The sequence below is a fragment of the Marinobacter salsuginis genome (assembly GCF_009617755.1).
In the GTDB taxonomy this organism is placed as follows: domain Bacteria; phylum Pseudomonadota; class Gammaproteobacteria; order Pseudomonadales; family Oleiphilaceae; genus Marinobacter; species Marinobacter salsuginis.
Map to the genome: position 1 here is coordinate 1,709,436 of NZ_BGZH01000001.1, position 16,771 is coordinate 1,726,206.

Consider the following 16,771-nt stretch of genomic DNA (forward strand, 5'->3'; position numbering starts at 1 on the left):
ATTAAATCCTGTGATGGTTACAAACATTGGACAGACGGGCGGTCTGCCATGGCCTGCAACCGGGCCAGCGGGCTCTCTATCAATCCAGTGTTATGACTGGCAGTTTCATCCAGCACCCGGGCCAGCCACTGTGGCATCCCCGGGTTCAGGGAATAGTAGATCCACTGACCGCGACGCTCTGTTGCCAGCAGGCCAGCATCCCGCAAAATAGCCAGGTGCCGACTGACCTTTGGCTGTGTTACTTCAAAGGCCTCGGTCAGCTCGCAGACACAGAGTTGTTGCTCGCTTCGGACCAGCAACAACGCTGCCAGCCGGAAGTCGTCGGCCAGTGCCTTGAACGCCGCCACTGGATCGTAACTGACCGGCTTGGTTCCGGTTTCTTTCTGGTGCACCAGTGCAAAGAGCGCAATACGCTCTTTGATTTCCTTGAGAGTGAGGGCGAAGGTGGAATGGCGGTTTGCCGGTACCGGATCGGCAAAATCCCAGGCAATCTGCTGAGCGGGCTGGCAGACCGTACCGCACTCGTTCGCAGCTTTCTCGCACAGGGTGATCACGTAATCCCAGTACTGCCCCTGCACTTCGGCCAACTGCTTGCTATGTAACCCTTCGGTAGAAATGCCGGCTTCCTCCAGCACATGCAGAGCCATCGGGTGGGGCCCGGCTGGCTCGGTGCCGGCGCTGGCCACTTCAAACCGGTCCCCGGCCATGTCCCGGAGCAAGGCTTCTGCCATCAGGGAACGGGCACTGTTGGCGGTGCAGACGAACAAAACTCGGCGCTTCATATCTGTTTTTCCGTATATTCGACTTTATGCATATCTATTTTTATGCATAATAGATCCAACATCTCTACGAGTAAAGGAATCCGGCAAGAAAATGAGCACCCAGGATCAGGACCTCCCCAACATAGACCCGGAATTGTTCAACGCACCAACAACGGACCAGCTCTTCAAGGCAAAGCCGTCGTCAAATCCACCACGGATTCTGTTGCTGTATGGCTCCCTGCGGGAACGCTCGTTCAGTCGACTGGCCGTTGAAGAGGCGGCCCGACTGCTCGAAGCTATGGGCGCAGAAACCCGGGTATTCAATCCACGAGGGCTGCCTCTGGCCGATGCCGAAGATGCCTCCCACCCCAAGGTTCAGGAATTGCGGGATCTGGCCCAGTGGTCGGAAGGCATGGTGTGGTGTTCGCCAGAGCGTCACGGCGCCATGACCGGCATCATGAAAACCCAGATTGACTGGATCCCGCTGTCAATCGGCGGAATGCGCCCCACCCAGGGCAAGACCCTGGCCGTAATGCAGGTCTGTGGTGGCTCCCAGTCCTTCAATGCCGTTAATCAGCTGCGGGTGCTGGGTCGCTGGATGCGGATGGTGACCATCCCCAACCAGTCCTCGGTGCCCAAGGCGTTTATGGAATTCGACGATAACGACCGCATGAAACACTCGCCCTATTACAATCGCATCGTCGATGTGATGGAGGAGTTGGTGAAATTCACTCTACTGATCCGGGACCGGAGTGACTACCTGACCGACCGGTATTCGGAGCGGGTGGAAAGTGCCGAAGAAGTCTCCAAACGCGTCAACCAGCGGTCCATGTGAGGAAAAGGCAATGAGCAGCAATACCGAAATCACTCAGGCGGAAGGCTCCGGCGAAGGCATGGATCTGTTCGGCAGGTACCTGTCGGTGTGGGTAGCGCTGGCCATCATCGCCGGCGTGGCGCTGGGTCAGCTCGCACCTGTGGTACCGGAAACCCTGTCCCGCTTTGAATACGCTCAGGTCTCCATTCCCATCGCCATTCTGATCTGGGCGATGATTTTCCCGATGATGGCGCAGATTGATTTCAGTGCGGTGGTTGGGGTACGCAAAGAACCGAAGGGCCTGGCGATCACTACCATCGTGAACTGGCTGATCAAGCCCTTCACCATGTTTGCCATTGCCTGGTTCTTTCTGATGGTGGTGTTCGAACCATGGATCGCGCCGGGACTGGCCAGCGAGTACCTGGCCGGAGCGATCCTGTTGGGTGCGGCGCCCTGCACCGCCATGGTGTTCGTGTGGAGTTTCCTGACCAAAGGCGATGCCGCCTATACCCTGGTGCAGGTATCCCTGAACGACATCATCATGCTGTTCGCTTTCGCCCCGATTGTTGTGTTCCTGCTGGGCATTTCAGATATCCAGGTGCCCTGGGATACCGTGCTGTTGTCCGTCGTCCTGTACATCGTGATTCCGCTGACGGCCGGCTACCTGACCCGCCGCACCCTGATCTCGCGCCACGGTCAGCAGTGGTACGACGATGCTTTCATGAAGCGGCTCGGCCCCGTCACCCCGGCGGCACTGATAGTTACCCTGGTGCTGCTGTTTGCCTTCCAGGGAGAAGTAATCCTGAACAACCCGCTGCATATCGTGCTGATCGCCGTGCCATTGATCGTTCAGACGTTCCTGATTTTCTTCCTGGCCTATGGCTGGGCAAGGCTCTGGAAAGTACGCCACTGCATCGCGGCGCCGGGCGCCATGATTGGTGCCAGCAACTTCTTCGAACTGGCCGTGGCCGCGGCCATCGCCCTGTTCGGTCTGCAATCCGGAGCCGCGCTGGCTACTGTGGTTGGTGTGCTCGTGGAAGTACCGCTCATGCTGATGCTGGTAAAAATAGCCAATCGCACCCGGGACCGGTTTCCCGCCTGAATCCCGGTGGTCAGCACCGGGCTTTCAGTCACGGTGCTGACCTTACCCCGCTACCTGTTCAGCTCACGCCCACCCTGCTAATATCGCGCCGACATTTCTGACGCACCGAACCTGACGGAATCCACGCAATGGACGTTTTCCAGGCCCTTTTCCTTGGCCTTCTCCAGGGACTGACCGAATTCCTCCCGATCTCCAGCTCCGCCCACCTGATCCTGACCCCTGCATTGTTCGGCTGGACCGATCAGGGCGTAGGTTTTGATCTGTCCGTGCACGTCGGGACCTTGCTGGCGGTTGTGCTCTATTTCCGGCGGGACGTCTTTGGCATCGCCCGGGACGGACTGATCTCGATTGGCCAGCGCAAAATCGTCGGCCAGGGTGCCCTGGCCTGGTACCTGGTGATCGGCACCATCCCGGCGGGCCTGGCCGGCCTGGCCTTGCTGGACATGATCGACAACGAATTGCGGGCCGTGGAAGTCATCTTCTTCACCACCCTGTTCTTCGGCCTGCTACTGGGCGTTGCCGACTGGCTGCCAAAACGCCAGCGCACCCTCGACACACTTAACTGGAAAGACGCCGTCCTCGTCGGCATCGCCCAGGCCATGGCCCTGGTACCCGGCACCTCCCGCTCCGGCGTCACCATCACCGCCGGCCTGTTCCTCGGCATGACCCGGGAAACCGCCTCCCGGTTCTCGTTTCTGCTGGCAATCCCCATTATCGTGCTGGCATCTGCGGTAAAACTGCTGGAAGTGGCAACCTCGGACGTGATCGTCGACTGGAATGGTTTCCTGATTGGCGGGGTAACTTCGTTCCTGATGGCCATTACCGCGATCCACTTCTTTCTGAAGTGGCTCAACAAGGTAGGCATGTGGCCGTACGTTATCTACCGGATTATTCTGGCGGGTGTGATTTACGCAGTTCTTATGTGAGCGCGGCGCCCAGCAAAGAGTCTGAAGCGCAGGGTTGGGGCGGCCTTTCCAAAACTGTGCGGAGCCATGGATGGCGGAGCCCAAGCGTCACATGGATGTGCCGCAAGGAGCGTGTTTTGGAAAGGCCACCTCAACCCTGCGCACGCACTCAAGCTAGCAGGCTTCTAAAGGCGCATAAGCCAGAACCAGCCACTTCGCGCCCTCATCAAAGTTTACCTGCACCCGAGTATGGTGCCCGGTACCCTCTGAATTCATCACGATGCCTTCACCAAACTTGGGATGGCGAACCCTCTGTCCCAGGCTGAAGCCGGACTGCTGGGCCGAATCCTGGGCAAACAGGCTTTCGTTGGGACGCTCAACCATCGCCGGCCGAGTCACGGTATTTCGCAGCCGCACCTCCTGCAGACAATCGCCCGGAATTTCCCGCACAAACCGGGACAGGGCGTTAAACTTCTCCTGCCCGTACAACCGACGGGATTCGGCGTAAGTAAGCACCAGCTTTTTCATCGCCCGCGTAATGCCCACGTAGGCCAGACGACGTTCCTCTTCCATACGACCCGGCTCCTCCAGGGACATGCCGTGAGGGAACAGACCTTCCTCCACGCCGGCCAGGAACACCATGGGGAACTCCAGACCCTTGGCAGAATGCAGGGTCATCAGCTGGACGCTGTCCTCATGGGCTTCGGCCTGGGATTCGCCGGCGTCCAGCGCGGCCTGGGCAATAAATTCCGCCAGCGGGTCCACGCCGTCTTCCACCTCATAGTCAGACAGGGCGTTAACCAGTTCCTCCAGGTTCTCCACCCGCGCCTGACCTTTCTCTCCCTTTTCGCTGGCGTGATAATCCTTCAGCCCGCTGTCCTCGATGGTCTGCTTCATCAACCCATGCAGGGTCGCATCCCCCACCATGCCGGACAGCTTTTCAATAATCGCTATAAACGACTGCAGCCCGGTTTTGGCGCGGCCCTTCACCTGCCCGGCCTCCAGCAGGCGCTCGGCAGATTCCCACAAAGAGATGCTTTGCTCGGTGGCGTATTCCCGCAGCTCCGCCAGGCTCTTGGCGCCAATGCCACGGGGCGGCACGTTCACCACCCGCTCAAACGCCGCATCGTCGCGGCGGTACTGGACCAGCCGCAGGTACGCCAGAGCGTTGCGGATTTCCTGGCGATCGTAGAAGCGCAGGCCGCCATAGACCCGATAAGGAATGCCCTGACGCATCAGCGCCTCCTCCAGCACCCGGGACTGGGCGTTGGAGCGGTATAGAATCGCGCACTCACTGCGTAGGTTGCCATCCTGAACCCAGGCGGAAATGCTGTCGGCGATGTAGTTCGCTTCATCCTGTTCGTTGAACGCCGCGTACAGACTGATCGGCTCGCCTTCCGGGCCGTCGGTCCAGAGCTCTTTGCCAAGCCGACCCTGGTTATTGGCGATCACGGCGTTCGCCGCCTTCAGAATCATCTGGGTGGAACGATAGTTTTGCTCCAGGCGCACCAGCCGAGAATTGGGAAAATCCCGCTGGTATTGCTGGATGTTCTCGATCTTGGCGCCCCGCCAGCCGTAGATGGACTGATCGTCGTCTCCCACCACCGTCAGCGGCACACGGTTGCTGGCCAGCACCTGCAGCCAGGCGTATTGAATGGTATTGGTGTCCTGGAACTCGTCCACCAGAATGTGCTGGAACCGACCCTGGTAGTGGGCCAGCAGCTCTGGCCGGTGCAGCCAGAGCTCGTGGGAGCGCAGCAGCAACTCGCCAAAATCCACCAGACCACCCTGCTGGCAAAGCTTCTCGTACTGGCGGTAAATCTTCAGCATGATCGTCAGAAACTGATCGCCCGGATTCTCCTGGATATGATCCGCCCGCAGCCCCTCGTCCTTCTGGCTGTTGATAAACCACTGGGCCTGCTTCGGCGGCCACTTGCTCTCGTCGATCTGGTTTTCGCGCATCACCCGCTTGATCAGCCGCAACTGGTCGTCGCTGTCCAGCACCTGGAAGTTCTCGGGCAGTCCGGCGTCTTTCCAGTGCGAACGCAGTAGGCGGTGAGCGATGCCATGAAACGTGCCGAACCAGAGTCCACGGGCCGGAATCTGCATCATCTGCTCGATGCGATAACGCATCTCCTTGGCGGCCTTGTTGGTAAACGTTACCGCCAGGATGCCAGTGGGCGGAACCCGATCCACAGTCATCAACCAGGCGATCCGGTGCACCAGAACACGGGTTTTGCCGCTGCCTGCACCGGCCAGAACCAGAAGATGATCGTTCTGTGCGGTAACAGCTTCACGCTGGGCATCGTTCAAAGGATCGATGATGTGGGAGACGTCCATAAAGTATCGGTTCGCTACTGGTTAAATAAACAGGTTAAGGAGTATAACAGGAGAAAAGCAGGATTTCCGGGTGGGAGTTTTTACTGGTTGCGCGTCGGATTACGCGTTGCTAATCCGACCTACGTAATGCCGAATCTAATGATTCGAAAAGCCCTCTCCCCATGTCAGAGAGAGCGCGGGGGAGGTTCCCCTTCAGGACTGTCTGTGGCCAAGGATGGCCACAGCCAAGGGCACATGGATGTGCTCGTAGCGTGTCCTGAAGGGGAACCTCCCCCGTGCGACACCCCCAGGGATGAGGGCTGTTATTTCAGAAGTTAGAAGCCTCTCGGCACCGTCTGAGCTTCCACGAACTCGAACAGACCTTCCAGGCCACCTTCACGGCCAATACCCGAGGCCTTCATGCCACCAAACGGCGCCTCCGGCGTCGGGCCGGTGCCGGTGTTCCAGCCACAATGGCCGAAGCGCAGGCCGGCAGCCACGCGCTGGGCGCGCTCGGCATCGTTGGTGAACACGTAGGAAGCCAAGCCGAACTCGGTGTCGTTACCGGCTTCGATCACTTCCTCTTCGGTGCGGAACAGCGCCATGGGCACCAGCGGGCCGAAGGTTTCCTCCTGGTAGCAGCACATATCGCGGTTTACCCCGTGTACCACCGTGGGCGGGAAGAACAGATCGTTGCCCAGCTCCTCCGGCTTCTTGCCGGCGACCAGGGTCGCGCCTTTCTCAAGGGCGTCCTGCACGTGGCGTTTAACCTTGTCGTAGCCAGCCTGGTTGATCAGCGGGCCAATATCCACGTCGCCGTTGATCCCGTCACCGACGGTCATTTTGTTGACCCGCTCGGCAAGTTTTTCACCAAAGGCATCGGCCACTTTCTCATGCACGAAGATCCGGTTGGCACAGACACAGGTCTGGCCGCCACCACGGAATTTGTTGGCGATAAGGTTGTCCGCCGCGGCGTCCAGATCGGCGTCGTCGAAGACGATGAACGGCGCGTTGCCACCCAGTTCCAGGGCCAGTTTCTTGACCTGCTCGGCGGTGTCTACGATCAGCTTGCGGCCCACTTCTGTGGAGCCCGTAAAGCTGAGCATGGGTACATCCGGGCTTTCGCAGAGTACCTTCCCGATGACACTGGCCTTGCCCATCACCAGGTTCACCATGCCGTCGGGCATGTCCGTGTGCTTGTCCATCAGGCTGAACAGGGCAATCATGGTCAGCGGGGTTTCACTGGCCGGCTTGATCACGGACGGACAGCCAGCGGCCAGAGCCGCCGACAGCTTCTTGGCAATCATGCCAATGGGGAAGTTCCAGGGCGTGATCAGGCCGGCGACACCGATGGGCCGGTAGTGAACCGTCCAGGTGCAGTCTTTCGGTTTCTCGGGAATGGTGTGCGCGTCCAGGGCCTGGATGTGCTTGGAGCAGTAATCGAAGAACCCGGCGGCATAATCTACCTCGCCCTGGGCCTCTTGCAGCGGTTTGCCATGTTCCATGCACAAAATCCGACCGACTTCTTCCTTGTTGGCCTTGAGCGCGTCCCGTATGTCTTCCAGCCACTTGCGGCGGGTCTCGATGCTGTAAGGACTTGTAAGCCGAAGCGCCGACTTGCCGGATGCGATGGCAGCGTTCACTTCCTCTTCCGACATGGATGCGACCTGGGCGATCACCTTGCCCGTTGCCGGGTTATAAACATCGAAGGTGTTGCCATGCGCATTGTCAGTCCAGCGACCACCGATATAGCCGGTCAGCTTTTCCAGCAGGGGTGACTCGATCATCTCGGCTCCTCTTCTGTGATTGGCTCCGCCCCCGTGTGGAGCGCAGTATAGGTAATCTGGTTGCGTCAGTGTTTTATGTCTTCCATAGTGGATGTTGTATCCCGACCTGTAAAGTCAAGGGCAGGCTTTTGATCATCCCCTGAGTGTGCCTATACTCGGGGAATTAGACACTCAGGAGACCGGACAATGAAGGCATTTTTCCATCACGCACAGGATGAGCATATTCCACAGACGTACTTTACCCGTGGACAGATGCGCCAGCCCCAGGAGATACCTGCTCGTACCGGTGAAATGTTGGGCGGACTGAAGGAAATGGGCATTTCCGTGCTGCAGCCAGCGGACCAGGGTGCGGGGCCCATCTCGAAGGTTCACGATCTGGGTTACCTGCGTTTTCTGGAATCCGCCCATCGGCGCTGGAAACAGATGGATGACTGGGGTGATGAAGTCATCTCCAATATCTTTGTCCGTTCCCCCAACCACCTGACAGGCATCCTGGCCGAAGCAGCCCGCTACCAGGCCGACGGCAGTTGCCCGATCGGCGAGAACACCTGGCACGCGGCCTACTGGTCGGCCCAGAGCGCGCTCGGTGCTGCCGATGCGCTGATTGCTGGCGATCGCACCTCCTACGCTGTGTGCCGCCCGCCGGGACACCATGCCCGCCGGGATGCGGCCGGCGGGTTCTGCTACCTGAACAATGCCGCGATCGCCGCCGAGCACATGAAAGCCCGGTTCCCCCGGATCGTGATCCTCGATACCGACATGCACCATGGCCAGGGCATTCAGGAGATCTTCTACGACCGCAGCGACGTGCTCTATATCTCAATCCACGGCGATCCCACCAACTTCTACCCGGTGGTCACCGGCTTCGAGAACGAGCGTGGCGAAGGGGAAGGCTTTGGCTACAACATCAACATGCCGATGCCCCACGGTTCAACGGAAGACGATTTCTTTGCAAAACTGGACGACGCCCTGTCGGCCATAAAACTTTTCCAGCCGGATGCCCTGATCCTCGCCCTCGGTTTCGATATCTACAAGAACGATCCACAGGCCAAGGTATCAGTCTCTTCCGAAGGCTTCTGCAGGCTCAGCACCCACGTGCGTCAATTGGGGCTACCAACACTGGTGGTTCAGGAAGGCGGGTACGATCTGGACGCCCTGAGCGAGAACGTCCAGCAGTTCTTCAAAGGCCTGGCGGGCTGAAGCTTCAGGCGGCGGGCACGTAGACTTTCACGTTCGCGTGCCCTTCGGCCTTGAGGCGGCCCGCGTGCATCCGGCTCATGGTACCCCGATCGCAGTACAGCAGGTATTGCCGGTTGGCCGGCAACTCCGGCAACTGCTGGTTCAGCTCGTAAAACGGGATCTGAAGAATCTCGTTATTGGTGAGCTTGAGCGGTGACTGTTCGCCCTCCGAAGGGTGGCGCACGTCGATGATCACATCATCCACCGATGGTGTCTGCACCAGTTCCACTTCTTCAGGTGTCAGGGTCGTCTCCAACAACCGGTTCACGGGTGTTTCCTCACGGGCCTCAATCGCATTGGCGAGCACCGAGGCGTCCATCTGGGCCTCGTCTTCCTCCACCCGGTGCAGCTTGGCTCTGGTAGCCGGCTTCTGGGAGATGACACCGCAATACTCGGGCATGTTGCGGGCATAGACTTCAGTGCCAATTTCACGGGCGATACGGATAATGGATTCCTTGTCCATGGACACCAACGGGCGAAGGACCACTTCGTCACTGGCGCGATCCACCACGTTAAGGTTGCTCAGAGTCTGACTCGACACCTGGGCTACCGCGTCGCCGGTCACCACCCCGGAGGCGTTGTTGTTTTTGGCAATCTCGGCAGCCGCCATCAGCATCTGGCGCTTCAGCACCACACCCCAGTGACGGTGACTGACCGAACGCATGATTTCGGCAACCACGCCCTCGAAGGGCACGGAGATAAATTTGGCGCTGTGGGAGGCGCCGTAGCGGTCCCACAGGTAATGCACCACCTGGCGTACACCCACCTCATGGGCGGCGCCCCCCAGATTGAAAAACAGGAAATGGTTGCGCAGGCCGCGGCGCATCATCAGATAGGCGGCTACCGAAGAATCGTACCCCCCGGAAATCAGAGTCAGGACATTTTCGACACTGCCCAGCGGATAGCCGCCTAATCCGCGATGTTTGCGGTGGGCGATGTGGAACTGGTCGTCATGCACTTCAATTCGCACTTCAACCTGCGGCGATTTCAGATCTACACCTCTGGCCTCCGATGCCTGCATCAGGGCGCCGCCGACCGTCCGCTCCAGATCGATGGAGCGGAAGTTGTGCTCGCCATGGCGCCGGGCCCTGACGGCAAAGGTTTTGCCTTTCAACCGGTCAGCAAACGCTTCAACGGCTTTATCGGCCACATCGTCAAGGCTGACAAACGGAAATGCCCCGATTTCCTGAATCGTGGAAATACCCGGTATGCGCAAAAGCGCCTCCAGGACAGGGCCGGAGAGTCCGCGGCCATCAGGCACTTCCACATCCACCCGGTCCCAGCTACCGTCCACCCGAATCTCGGGATCCAGCCGTGCCAGCAGTTTTCGGATGTTCTGCCGCAGGTGACGCATCTGCTGACGACGGACGGGTTTACTCTTGATCGCAACTTCCGGAGCGGGACGAATAAGCAGTTTCATAAATCGGAATTTTGTCGGGTGGCGTATTGTATGGAAAGGCCTTAGTCTACCCTTTTGACCCGATGCCTCAAAATCGGGCATTTCCGCAACATTCAGGAGTTTCACCGTTAATGCAGGAATCGACCATCAATGCTCTGGTGTCACCCGAGGGCAGTCTAGAGATTCTCTCCAACCACGAGGTCAACCGCCTCAAGGACCGCAGCGAAGGGGGCCTGTACCGGCTATTTCGCCAGTGCGCCCTGGCGGTCCTGAATACCGGGGTGGAAACCGACGACTGTCAGGCATTGATGGAATCTCATGCCGACTTCGATGTCCGCCTGGTACCTCAGCCCCGGGGGCTGAAACTGGAACTGATCAATGCGCCTGCGCATGCGTTCGTTGATGGACAGATGCTTAGGGCAATCCGTGAGCACCTGTTCTCGGTGCTGAGGGATATCATCTACTCCCATTCGATTCCCCAGTCTGCCGCCGGTTTCCGGCGGGACGACCCGGAAGACCTGACCAACTACGTTTTTCACATCCTCCGCAATGCCCGGGTGCTGCAGGCCGGGCGGCAGCCAGATCTGGTGGTCTGCTGGGGAGGCCACTCGATCGGACATGACGAATACCAGTACAGCAAGGATGTGGGCCATCAACTGGGGTTGAGAGCCCTGAGTATATGCACCGGATGTGGGCCGGGCGCCATGAAGGGGCCCATGAAAGGCGCCACCATCGGTCACGCCAAGCAACGGGTTAAAGACGGCCGCTACATTGGCATCACCGAGCCGGGCATCATTGGTGCGGAGGCCCCCAACCCCATCGTCAATGAACTGGTGATCATGCCGGACATCGAGAAACGTCTGGAGGCCTTCGTCCGCTGTGGTCACGGCGTCATTGTATTCCCTGGCGGGGTCGGCACCGCCGAGGAGATTCTGTACCTGTTGGGCATCCTGCTGCATCCGGACAATGCTGATCTGCCTTTCCCGGTGGTGTTCACCGGTCAGCAGGAGAATGCGGAATACTTCGAAATGATCGACAAGTTCATTCGGAACGCCCTTGGGGACGAAGCCGCGAGCAAGTACGAGATCATCATCGATGATCCAGTGCGCGTGGCGCAGACCATGAAAAAGGGCATGAAGGAGGTGGAGACTTTCCGGCGCGCCATGCAGGATGCCTACTACTTCAACTGGATGCTGAAGATCGACCCGGTGTTTCAGCTACCGTTCGAGCCCAATCACGACAATATGCGAGCCCTGGAGCTTCACCGGGACCAGCCCGTGCACCTGATCGCCGCGAATCTGCGCAAGGCATTCAGTGGCATTGTGGCCGGGAACGTCAAGGAAGGTGGTATTCGACAGGTTCAGGAGAAGGGGCCATTTGAAATTGCCGGTGATCCCAGCCTGATCAAACCGCTTGAGGCCATGCTTGAACAGTTTGTAGCCCAGAATCGGATGAAACTGCCGGGTTCCTCGGCCTACAAACCCAGCTACCGTATCGTCAGCGGAGCGGCCTGAGCCGCCTCGCTGACCTTCACGCGTTTACTTACCGCCGTCTGCCGGCAGGCTGGCGTAATAGGCTGCCAGATTTGCGATATCTGTATCACTCAAGGCAGCAGCCTGACCCTGCATGATGGCCGCCTGGCCGCCGGAGCGCTGCTTGTTTTTGTACGCCTTCAGGGCCGATACCAGGTACTGCTCATTCTGGCCCGCCAGGTTCGGATAGGTCGGGATCTGCGCAAGACCATTCTGACCATGACACGCAGCGCAGACGGCCGCCTTGGCCTTACCAGCTTCCGCGTCGCCGGCAGAAACTACTGCAGGCACAGCAGCGCCAAGCGCAAAAATTCCCGCAACAGCGTAGTGTTTCAGATTCATTGTCATTACCCTCTCATCATCGTTTTAAAGATTTTCAGGCCGGTTCGGACGCCGGACGGTAACCTGACTAGCACTTATAGCACAGAGCCGGGGAACCTCAAATGCGATAGGTCAAGGACGGCTTTTCGACGTTCGTCCTCTTTCCTGGCCGGGCTATTAGGGTGAAAGTACGTTCAATTCCGAATCCAAGATCGATTTAATTCTCCGGAGATAACGTCAATGTCTGTAGAGGCCCAGGAACTTGCCTGTCGCGAAGGCCACATCGGTGTTCTGACGCTCAACTCCCCAGGCACGCTCAATGCGCTTTCCGAGCACATGATCCAGCAAACCCAGGAAGTTCTTGATCGGTGGGCCGAGGACGACCGGATCTGTGTCGTGGTTATCCGGGGCGCGGGCGAGAGAGCCTTCTGCGCCGGTGGAGACATCCGCGAACTCTATGACGCCATTCAGAATCCGGAAGAGCCGGAGAAACCGGTGCGCTTTTTCACCCGGGAATATCGGATGGACTACAACATTCACCGTTTTCCCAAGCCGGTTTTGGGTATCGCCCACGGCGTGGTGATGGGCGGTGGTCTTGGTGTGTTTTCCGGCTGCCGGTACCGGCTGGTAACCCCGGATGTCACGCTCGCGATGCCCGAGATCACCATCGGCCTGTTTCCGGATGTTGGTGCCAGCTGGTTTCTGAAAAGGCTACCCGGCCGGCTGGGCCTGTTTATGGGCCTGACCGGTGTTCGCCTGAACGTGAGCGATGCACTTCGGGTCGGCCTTGCGGACATGGCCATTCTGCCGGAAGACCGGGACCGTTTGCTCGATCGCCTGGCCTCTGAACGGTGGACCGGGCAGACCGCCGCGGACGACAACCGACTTTTCCGCCTGCTCAATCAGATCCAGACACCGGATTACCGGTCGCTGCCGCCCAGCCATTTGGCAAAACACGAACAGCGGATTGCCCGGCTGAGCGCGGGCGATGAACTGCCGGAAATCGTCGATCAGTTGCTCACGGCGGAGGTGGACTGCGACTGGTGGCATGCCTGCATGAACACGCTGAGAATGGGATGCCCGGTGTCGGCCTGGCTGGTCTGGACCCAGTTGCAAAAGGCCCAGCAGATGTCCCTGAAGGACGCCTTCCGGATGGAGCTGGCGATGGTCTCGGAATGCATCCGCCGGCCGGACCTGGCCGAGGGCATTCGAGCCCTGGCCATCGATAAGGATCGGCAGCCGAAGTGGAGTTATCTGAGCGTTGCTGATGTACCGGAAGAGGTGGTTGCGGCCCATTTCACCCCGGAGTGGGATGACGAAACCGATCCGATGGGGCTGGAATAGCGTCCGGGAACTACAGCTGCGCGCCCGCCTGCACCAGTAGCATTTCCAGATCCCGGTTATTGGTGGCCCGGGCGATGTCCAGCGCGGTCTGGCCGTCGCTGGCCCGGTAATTCACGTCCGCCCCGGCAGCCACCAGCCTTTCCGCAGTCAGCAAGTCGCCATTGGCCACTATCTTCATGAGCAGGGATTCCCCACCCTGGCTGACATTGACGTTGGCACCGGCCGCCAGTAACACCTTGACCACCGAGAGATGGCCGTTTTCGGCCGCGCGCATCACAGGCGTATAGCCGTTGCGATCGCTGGTGTTCACATCGGCACCGGCGGAAAGCAACAGCTGCACGCGTCTTTTCTCGCCATTGCCTGCTGCAGTAATCAGCAGCGCGTCGGCCTCGGCCAGGGCCTCGGGGCTGAGAGCAACCGGCTGGCTCTGGGATGCGCAGGCAGACAGGAAAGCAAGAAGCGGAAGCAAAATCAGCAAAAAACGGGGGGCGCCGGTTCCCTTGGCCATAGCAAACAGTCTCTGTGGGGCTTTGTAGAAGGATACGAGGCCCTATTCTGGGCAGACACCATCGGAAATTAAATCGAGCGAGTCACAAACCCGGACCGTCCTTGAGAAGATCGCGAACCAGCTGCCGCAAACGGTCTTCGCCGTCTCTCTGCCCCAGGCACAGCTTCTCGGCCTGAAGCGAAGACCATGGCGCACCCTGAAGTACACAGCGGCACCACAGGGCGCGGTCTGCATGGCCACGCAACCCTGCCATGGCACCGGGCGTCTGACTCAGCTTCCGCAGCACCGGAACCGTTATCTGAAACCCCCGGTGGCCGTTGGCGAAATTCCGAAGCTCCCTCAAATCATCGGAATCCAACGCCAACCCGGGTGGCAGTTCTGCGGTTATCTCCGCCAGCATATCCGTGCCCAGCCCCGGCCAGTTGTCCGGCACCAGGGTTAGCCAATGGCCAGCGAGCCGCTTGCGGATACGCCCCTCCAGTTCCCGGCCTGGCCGCGAGATACCCTGGATCATCTGCAGCGGGTACTCACCACTGGACGCCTCCTGTTGCAGCCCCACTCTCACCACACGAAGACCACAGTTTTGCCAGAACGCCAGCAGGTCGGCGCTGCCACCAAAACTGGTTCCCAGGTAATCAACGCCCTGCTCGGTGCTGTAGGCTCGTGCGGCCTCCACCAGGCTTCGGCCAATACCCGACCGCCTGGCGTCGTCTGACACTGCAATCCGGACCACCCGGAGCGCTTTCAGGGCAGCGGCTTCTGGATAGCCGCTGTGGCTGGCCAGTGACTGCGGCAGTAGATGGCCGCGAATTCGACGGGTCCCCAGACTGACCTGCTCCGCCAGCCCGGCCGAAAGGCCACCTTCGAGGGCACACCAGAGTATTCCAACCGTGCGTTCACCAATTCTCGCCCGCCAGCTTCGGGCGGCCATATCATCCAGCCATTGCCGCAGATCAGCAGGACTGGTCCGGTAATGGGCATCCACCAGCAAACCAAAGGCGTTCGACAACGCCTCGTCACTGGCGGTTGCCGGCTGCCAGGGCTCGATCACCAGTTCCCCGGCGCTGTTTTCGGTTTCCACGGCTGAACCACTGCCATCTGCCGCCAGCAGGAAGAGCTGGGTGATCAGGGTCTCCAGTGGATCCCCGCGAGCCCAGCGCACCGGTTCAGTAAGCGTTGCCGCCTGCCAGTGAGGCGTTGATTGCTCAAGGACCTGTCGAAAGCGTATGGCAAAGCCACGGCCGGCGCCCTCGTAACCATGCACCGTGGTGGCAAACGCTACCCTGGGCCAGCCCAGAAGGATCGATTTCAACAGAGGCGCGGGAAGAGCCGCTGCCTCATCCACCAGAATCACCTCGGCCTCCGGCCGCGAGGCCAGGAGTTCCTGAACCGGAACATACCTCAGGCGCGCGCCCGACCGGGTTGTCAGCGTACCAGCGCTGGCCTGATCCAGTTGATCCGAAAGGGCATCACGGGCGTGACGGAACAGGGTGTCCACATTCTGTTTTGACGGCGCAGTAACAACAATTTCCTGCCTGCCTTTCTTCAGCAATTCCGCGGCCGCCATACCCAGAGCGGCGGACTTGCCTCGCCCCCGGTCTGCCGTGACAACCAGTGGCCGGCGTCTTCGGCCCTGGCCAAACCGAACCAGGCGCTGGATCAATTGTTCCTGGTCCGGAGTTGTTTCAATCCGGAAGCTTTGCTCCGGTATCTGCGGAATGGTCAGCGAGGGCGTTTCGGCACGGCCTGGGGATATGCGGATCACAGCCTCATGGTCGGCAAGAATGTCGGCCATGCGGGGGGCGAAAGGATGCTCGCCACCATGGTCCAGGCCGGTTCTCGGGTAATCCGGGTCGGCAAACCAGCGCCATTCATCCAGCGGTGGCATCAGCCAGAACAGTATTCCGCCGGCGGTCAATGCCCCGGAGAGCGCCGCGAAGGCATCTGGAGGGTTTCCCTGCCAGCCATCCCAGACAATCACGGAAACCTCACGGCCGAGCCATTTCCTGGCCTCAGTTGGAATAATCCCCGTCAGACGAGAATCAGGGCTCTGGTCTGCCGGGCCGGTCCAGACGCCGGTTTGAATGTCGAGCTCAGGTAGCAGGCCAGAAAGCCACCTGAGGTTGTTTTCCCGATTGCCCTCCAGCAGGACCAGACGGCGTTCGCCTCTGGCGGCAAGACTGGCTTGCAGGGCACGCCAGATTGCATGATCTGGCGCGGTATCGGGTTCAGGGTGGCTCATCAGCTGAGGTCGGCACCGAGAGCTTTGAGGTCGTCCAGGGCGCATTTTTCCAGAGCGGCCTGGTGGGTGGCGCGCAGGCGCACTCTCGGTGCGCAACCAGCCTCAAAGGCTTCCTGCCAGCGGCCGGCGCACAGGCACCAGCTGTCGCCTGCTTTCAGGCCTTCGAAGCCAAACTCGGGTCTGGGGGTGCTGAGGTCGTTACCCTGGGCTTTGGAGAATTCCAAGAAGTCGTCGGTGACTACGGCGCAGACGGCATGCAGGCCAAAGTCATCCGGGCCGACGTTGCAGCAGCCATCGCGGTAGAAGCCGGTCATCGGGTCTTTGCCGCAGGTTTCCAGTTTCTCGCCGAGTACGTTGATCGATTCTGCTATTTCCATCTTGCATAAACCTTCTGACATTGGAGTTAGCGGGGTTTGGATAGACTTTCAAAAACACGCTCCTTGCGGCACATCCATGTGACGCTTGGGCTCCGCCATCCCTGGCTCCGCACAGTTTTTG

14 protein-coding genes are annotated in these 16,771 nt (G+C 59.6%); 6 read left to right on the forward strand and 8 right to left on the reverse strand.

Translation table 11 applies throughout. From position 1 onward, the window contains the following. Window positions 1–17: 17 nt before the first annotated feature. Window positions 18–782, reverse strand: coding sequence for a metalloregulator ArsR/SmtB family transcription factor (locus tag GJU83_RS07890; RefSeq protein ID WP_069182193.1), 765 nt, complete (start codon window positions 780–782; stop codon window positions 18–20). 91 nt (window positions 783–873) lie between these two features. On the opposite strand from GJU83_RS07890, the gene arsH reads away from it, so the two are divergent. The 3 genes from arsH to GJU83_RS07905 all read left to right on the forward strand — a co-directional run bounded on the left by arsH (window position 874) and on the right by GJU83_RS07905 (window position 3,603). Further along, window positions 874–1,596 carry an arsenical resistance protein ArsH gene (gene arsH, locus GJU83_RS07895; protein ID WP_069182194.1) on the forward strand — a complete coding sequence of 241 codons (723 nt, stop codon included), beginning with the start codon at window positions 874–876 and terminating at the stop codon, window positions 1,594–1,596. A gap of 10 nt (window positions 1,597–1,606) precedes the next feature. Continuing rightward, window positions 1,607–2,677 carry an ACR3 family arsenite efflux transporter gene (arsB, locus tag GJU83_RS07900; RefSeq protein WP_069182195.1) on the forward strand — a complete coding sequence of 357 codons (1,071 nt, stop codon included), beginning with the start codon at window positions 1,607–1,609 and terminating at the stop codon, window positions 2,675–2,677. Between the two features lie 128 nt (window positions 2,678–2,805). Then, window positions 2,806–3,603 carry an undecaprenyl-diphosphate phosphatase gene (locus GJU83_RS07905; RefSeq protein ID WP_069182196.1) on the forward strand — a complete coding sequence of 266 codons (798 nt, stop codon included), beginning with the start codon at window positions 2,806–2,808 and terminating at the stop codon, window positions 3,601–3,603. A 153-nt stretch (window positions 3,604–3,756) separates the two neighbouring features. Here GJU83_RS07905 and uvrD read toward each other — a convergent pair whose 3' ends face one another. Continuing rightward, the gene (gene uvrD, locus GJU83_RS07910) at window positions 3,757–5,922 is read right to left on the reverse strand and encodes a DNA helicase II (protein ID WP_153634018.1); all 2,166 of its coding nucleotides are present in this window, start codon (window positions 5,920–5,922) and stop codon (window positions 3,757–3,759) included. Between the two features lie 314 nt (window positions 5,923–6,236). Then, window positions 6,237–7,688, reverse strand: a complete 1,452-nt coding sequence (locus GJU83_RS07915; RefSeq protein ID WP_153634019.1) for an NAD-dependent succinate-semialdehyde dehydrogenase — start codon at window positions 7,686–7,688, stop codon at window positions 6,237–6,239. A 186-nt stretch (window positions 7,689–7,874) separates the two neighbouring features. Here GJU83_RS07915 and GJU83_RS07920 point away from each other — a divergent pair, with 186 nt between their 5' ends. Then, window positions 7,875–8,888 carry a histone deacetylase family protein gene (locus tag GJU83_RS07920; RefSeq protein WP_153634020.1) on the forward strand — a complete coding sequence of 338 codons (1,014 nt, stop codon included), beginning with the start codon at window positions 7,875–7,877 and terminating at the stop codon, window positions 8,886–8,888. A gap of 4 nt (window positions 8,889–8,892) precedes the next feature. Here GJU83_RS07920 and thiI read toward each other — a convergent pair whose 3' ends face one another. Continuing rightward, the gene (thiI, locus tag GJU83_RS07925) at window positions 8,893–10,347 is read right to left on the reverse strand and encodes a tRNA uracil 4-sulfurtransferase ThiI (RefSeq protein ID WP_153634021.1); all 1,455 of its coding nucleotides are present in this window, start codon (window positions 10,345–10,347) and stop codon (window positions 8,893–8,895) included. A 110-nt stretch (window positions 10,348–10,457) separates the two neighbouring features. Between thiI and ppnN the strand changes: the two genes are divergently transcribed. Continuing rightward, window positions 10,458–11,840: a nucleotide 5'-monophosphate nucleosidase PpnN gene (gene ppnN, locus GJU83_RS07930; protein ID WP_069182201.1), complete on the forward strand. Its 1,383-nt coding sequence runs from the start codon at window positions 10,458–10,460 to the stop codon at window positions 11,838–11,840. Between the two features lie 24 nt (window positions 11,841–11,864). On the opposite strand, the gene GJU83_RS07935 is transcribed toward ppnN, so the two are convergent. Further along, entirely contained in the window at window positions 11,865–12,200 is a 336-nt protein-coding gene (locus tag GJU83_RS07935; RefSeq protein WP_153634420.1) for a c-type cytochrome, read from the reverse strand. A gap of 219 nt (window positions 12,201–12,419) precedes the next feature. On the opposite strand from GJU83_RS07935, the gene GJU83_RS07940 reads away from it, so the two are divergent. Then, window positions 12,420–13,523 carry an enoyl-CoA hydratase/isomerase family protein gene (locus tag GJU83_RS07940; protein WP_153634022.1) on the forward strand — a complete coding sequence of 368 codons (1,104 nt, stop codon included), beginning with the start codon at window positions 12,420–12,422 and terminating at the stop codon, window positions 13,521–13,523. A gap of 10 nt (window positions 13,524–13,533) precedes the next feature. On the opposite strand, the gene GJU83_RS07945 is transcribed toward GJU83_RS07940, so the two are convergent. From GJU83_RS07945 to GJU83_RS07955, 3 genes are all read right to left on the reverse strand, one after another. Then, the gene (locus GJU83_RS07945) at window positions 13,534–14,031 is read right to left on the reverse strand and encodes an ankyrin repeat domain-containing protein (protein WP_153634023.1); all 498 of its coding nucleotides are present in this window, start codon (window positions 14,029–14,031) and stop codon (window positions 13,534–13,536) included. Between the two features lie 82 nt (window positions 14,032–14,113). Next, window positions 14,114–16,273, reverse strand: coding sequence for a tRNA(Met) cytidine acetyltransferase TmcA (locus GJU83_RS07950; protein WP_153634024.1), 2,160 nt, complete (start codon window positions 16,271–16,273; stop codon window positions 14,114–14,116). After that, window positions 16,273–16,650 (reverse strand): DUF2237 family protein, encoded by a 378-nt coding sequence (locus GJU83_RS07955; protein WP_153634025.1) that lies wholly within the window; start codon window positions 16,648–16,650, stop codon window positions 16,273–16,275. The genes GJU83_RS07950 and GJU83_RS07955 overlap by 1 nt, the downstream gene beginning before the upstream one ends. Window positions 16,651–16,771 lie beyond the last annotated feature (121 nt).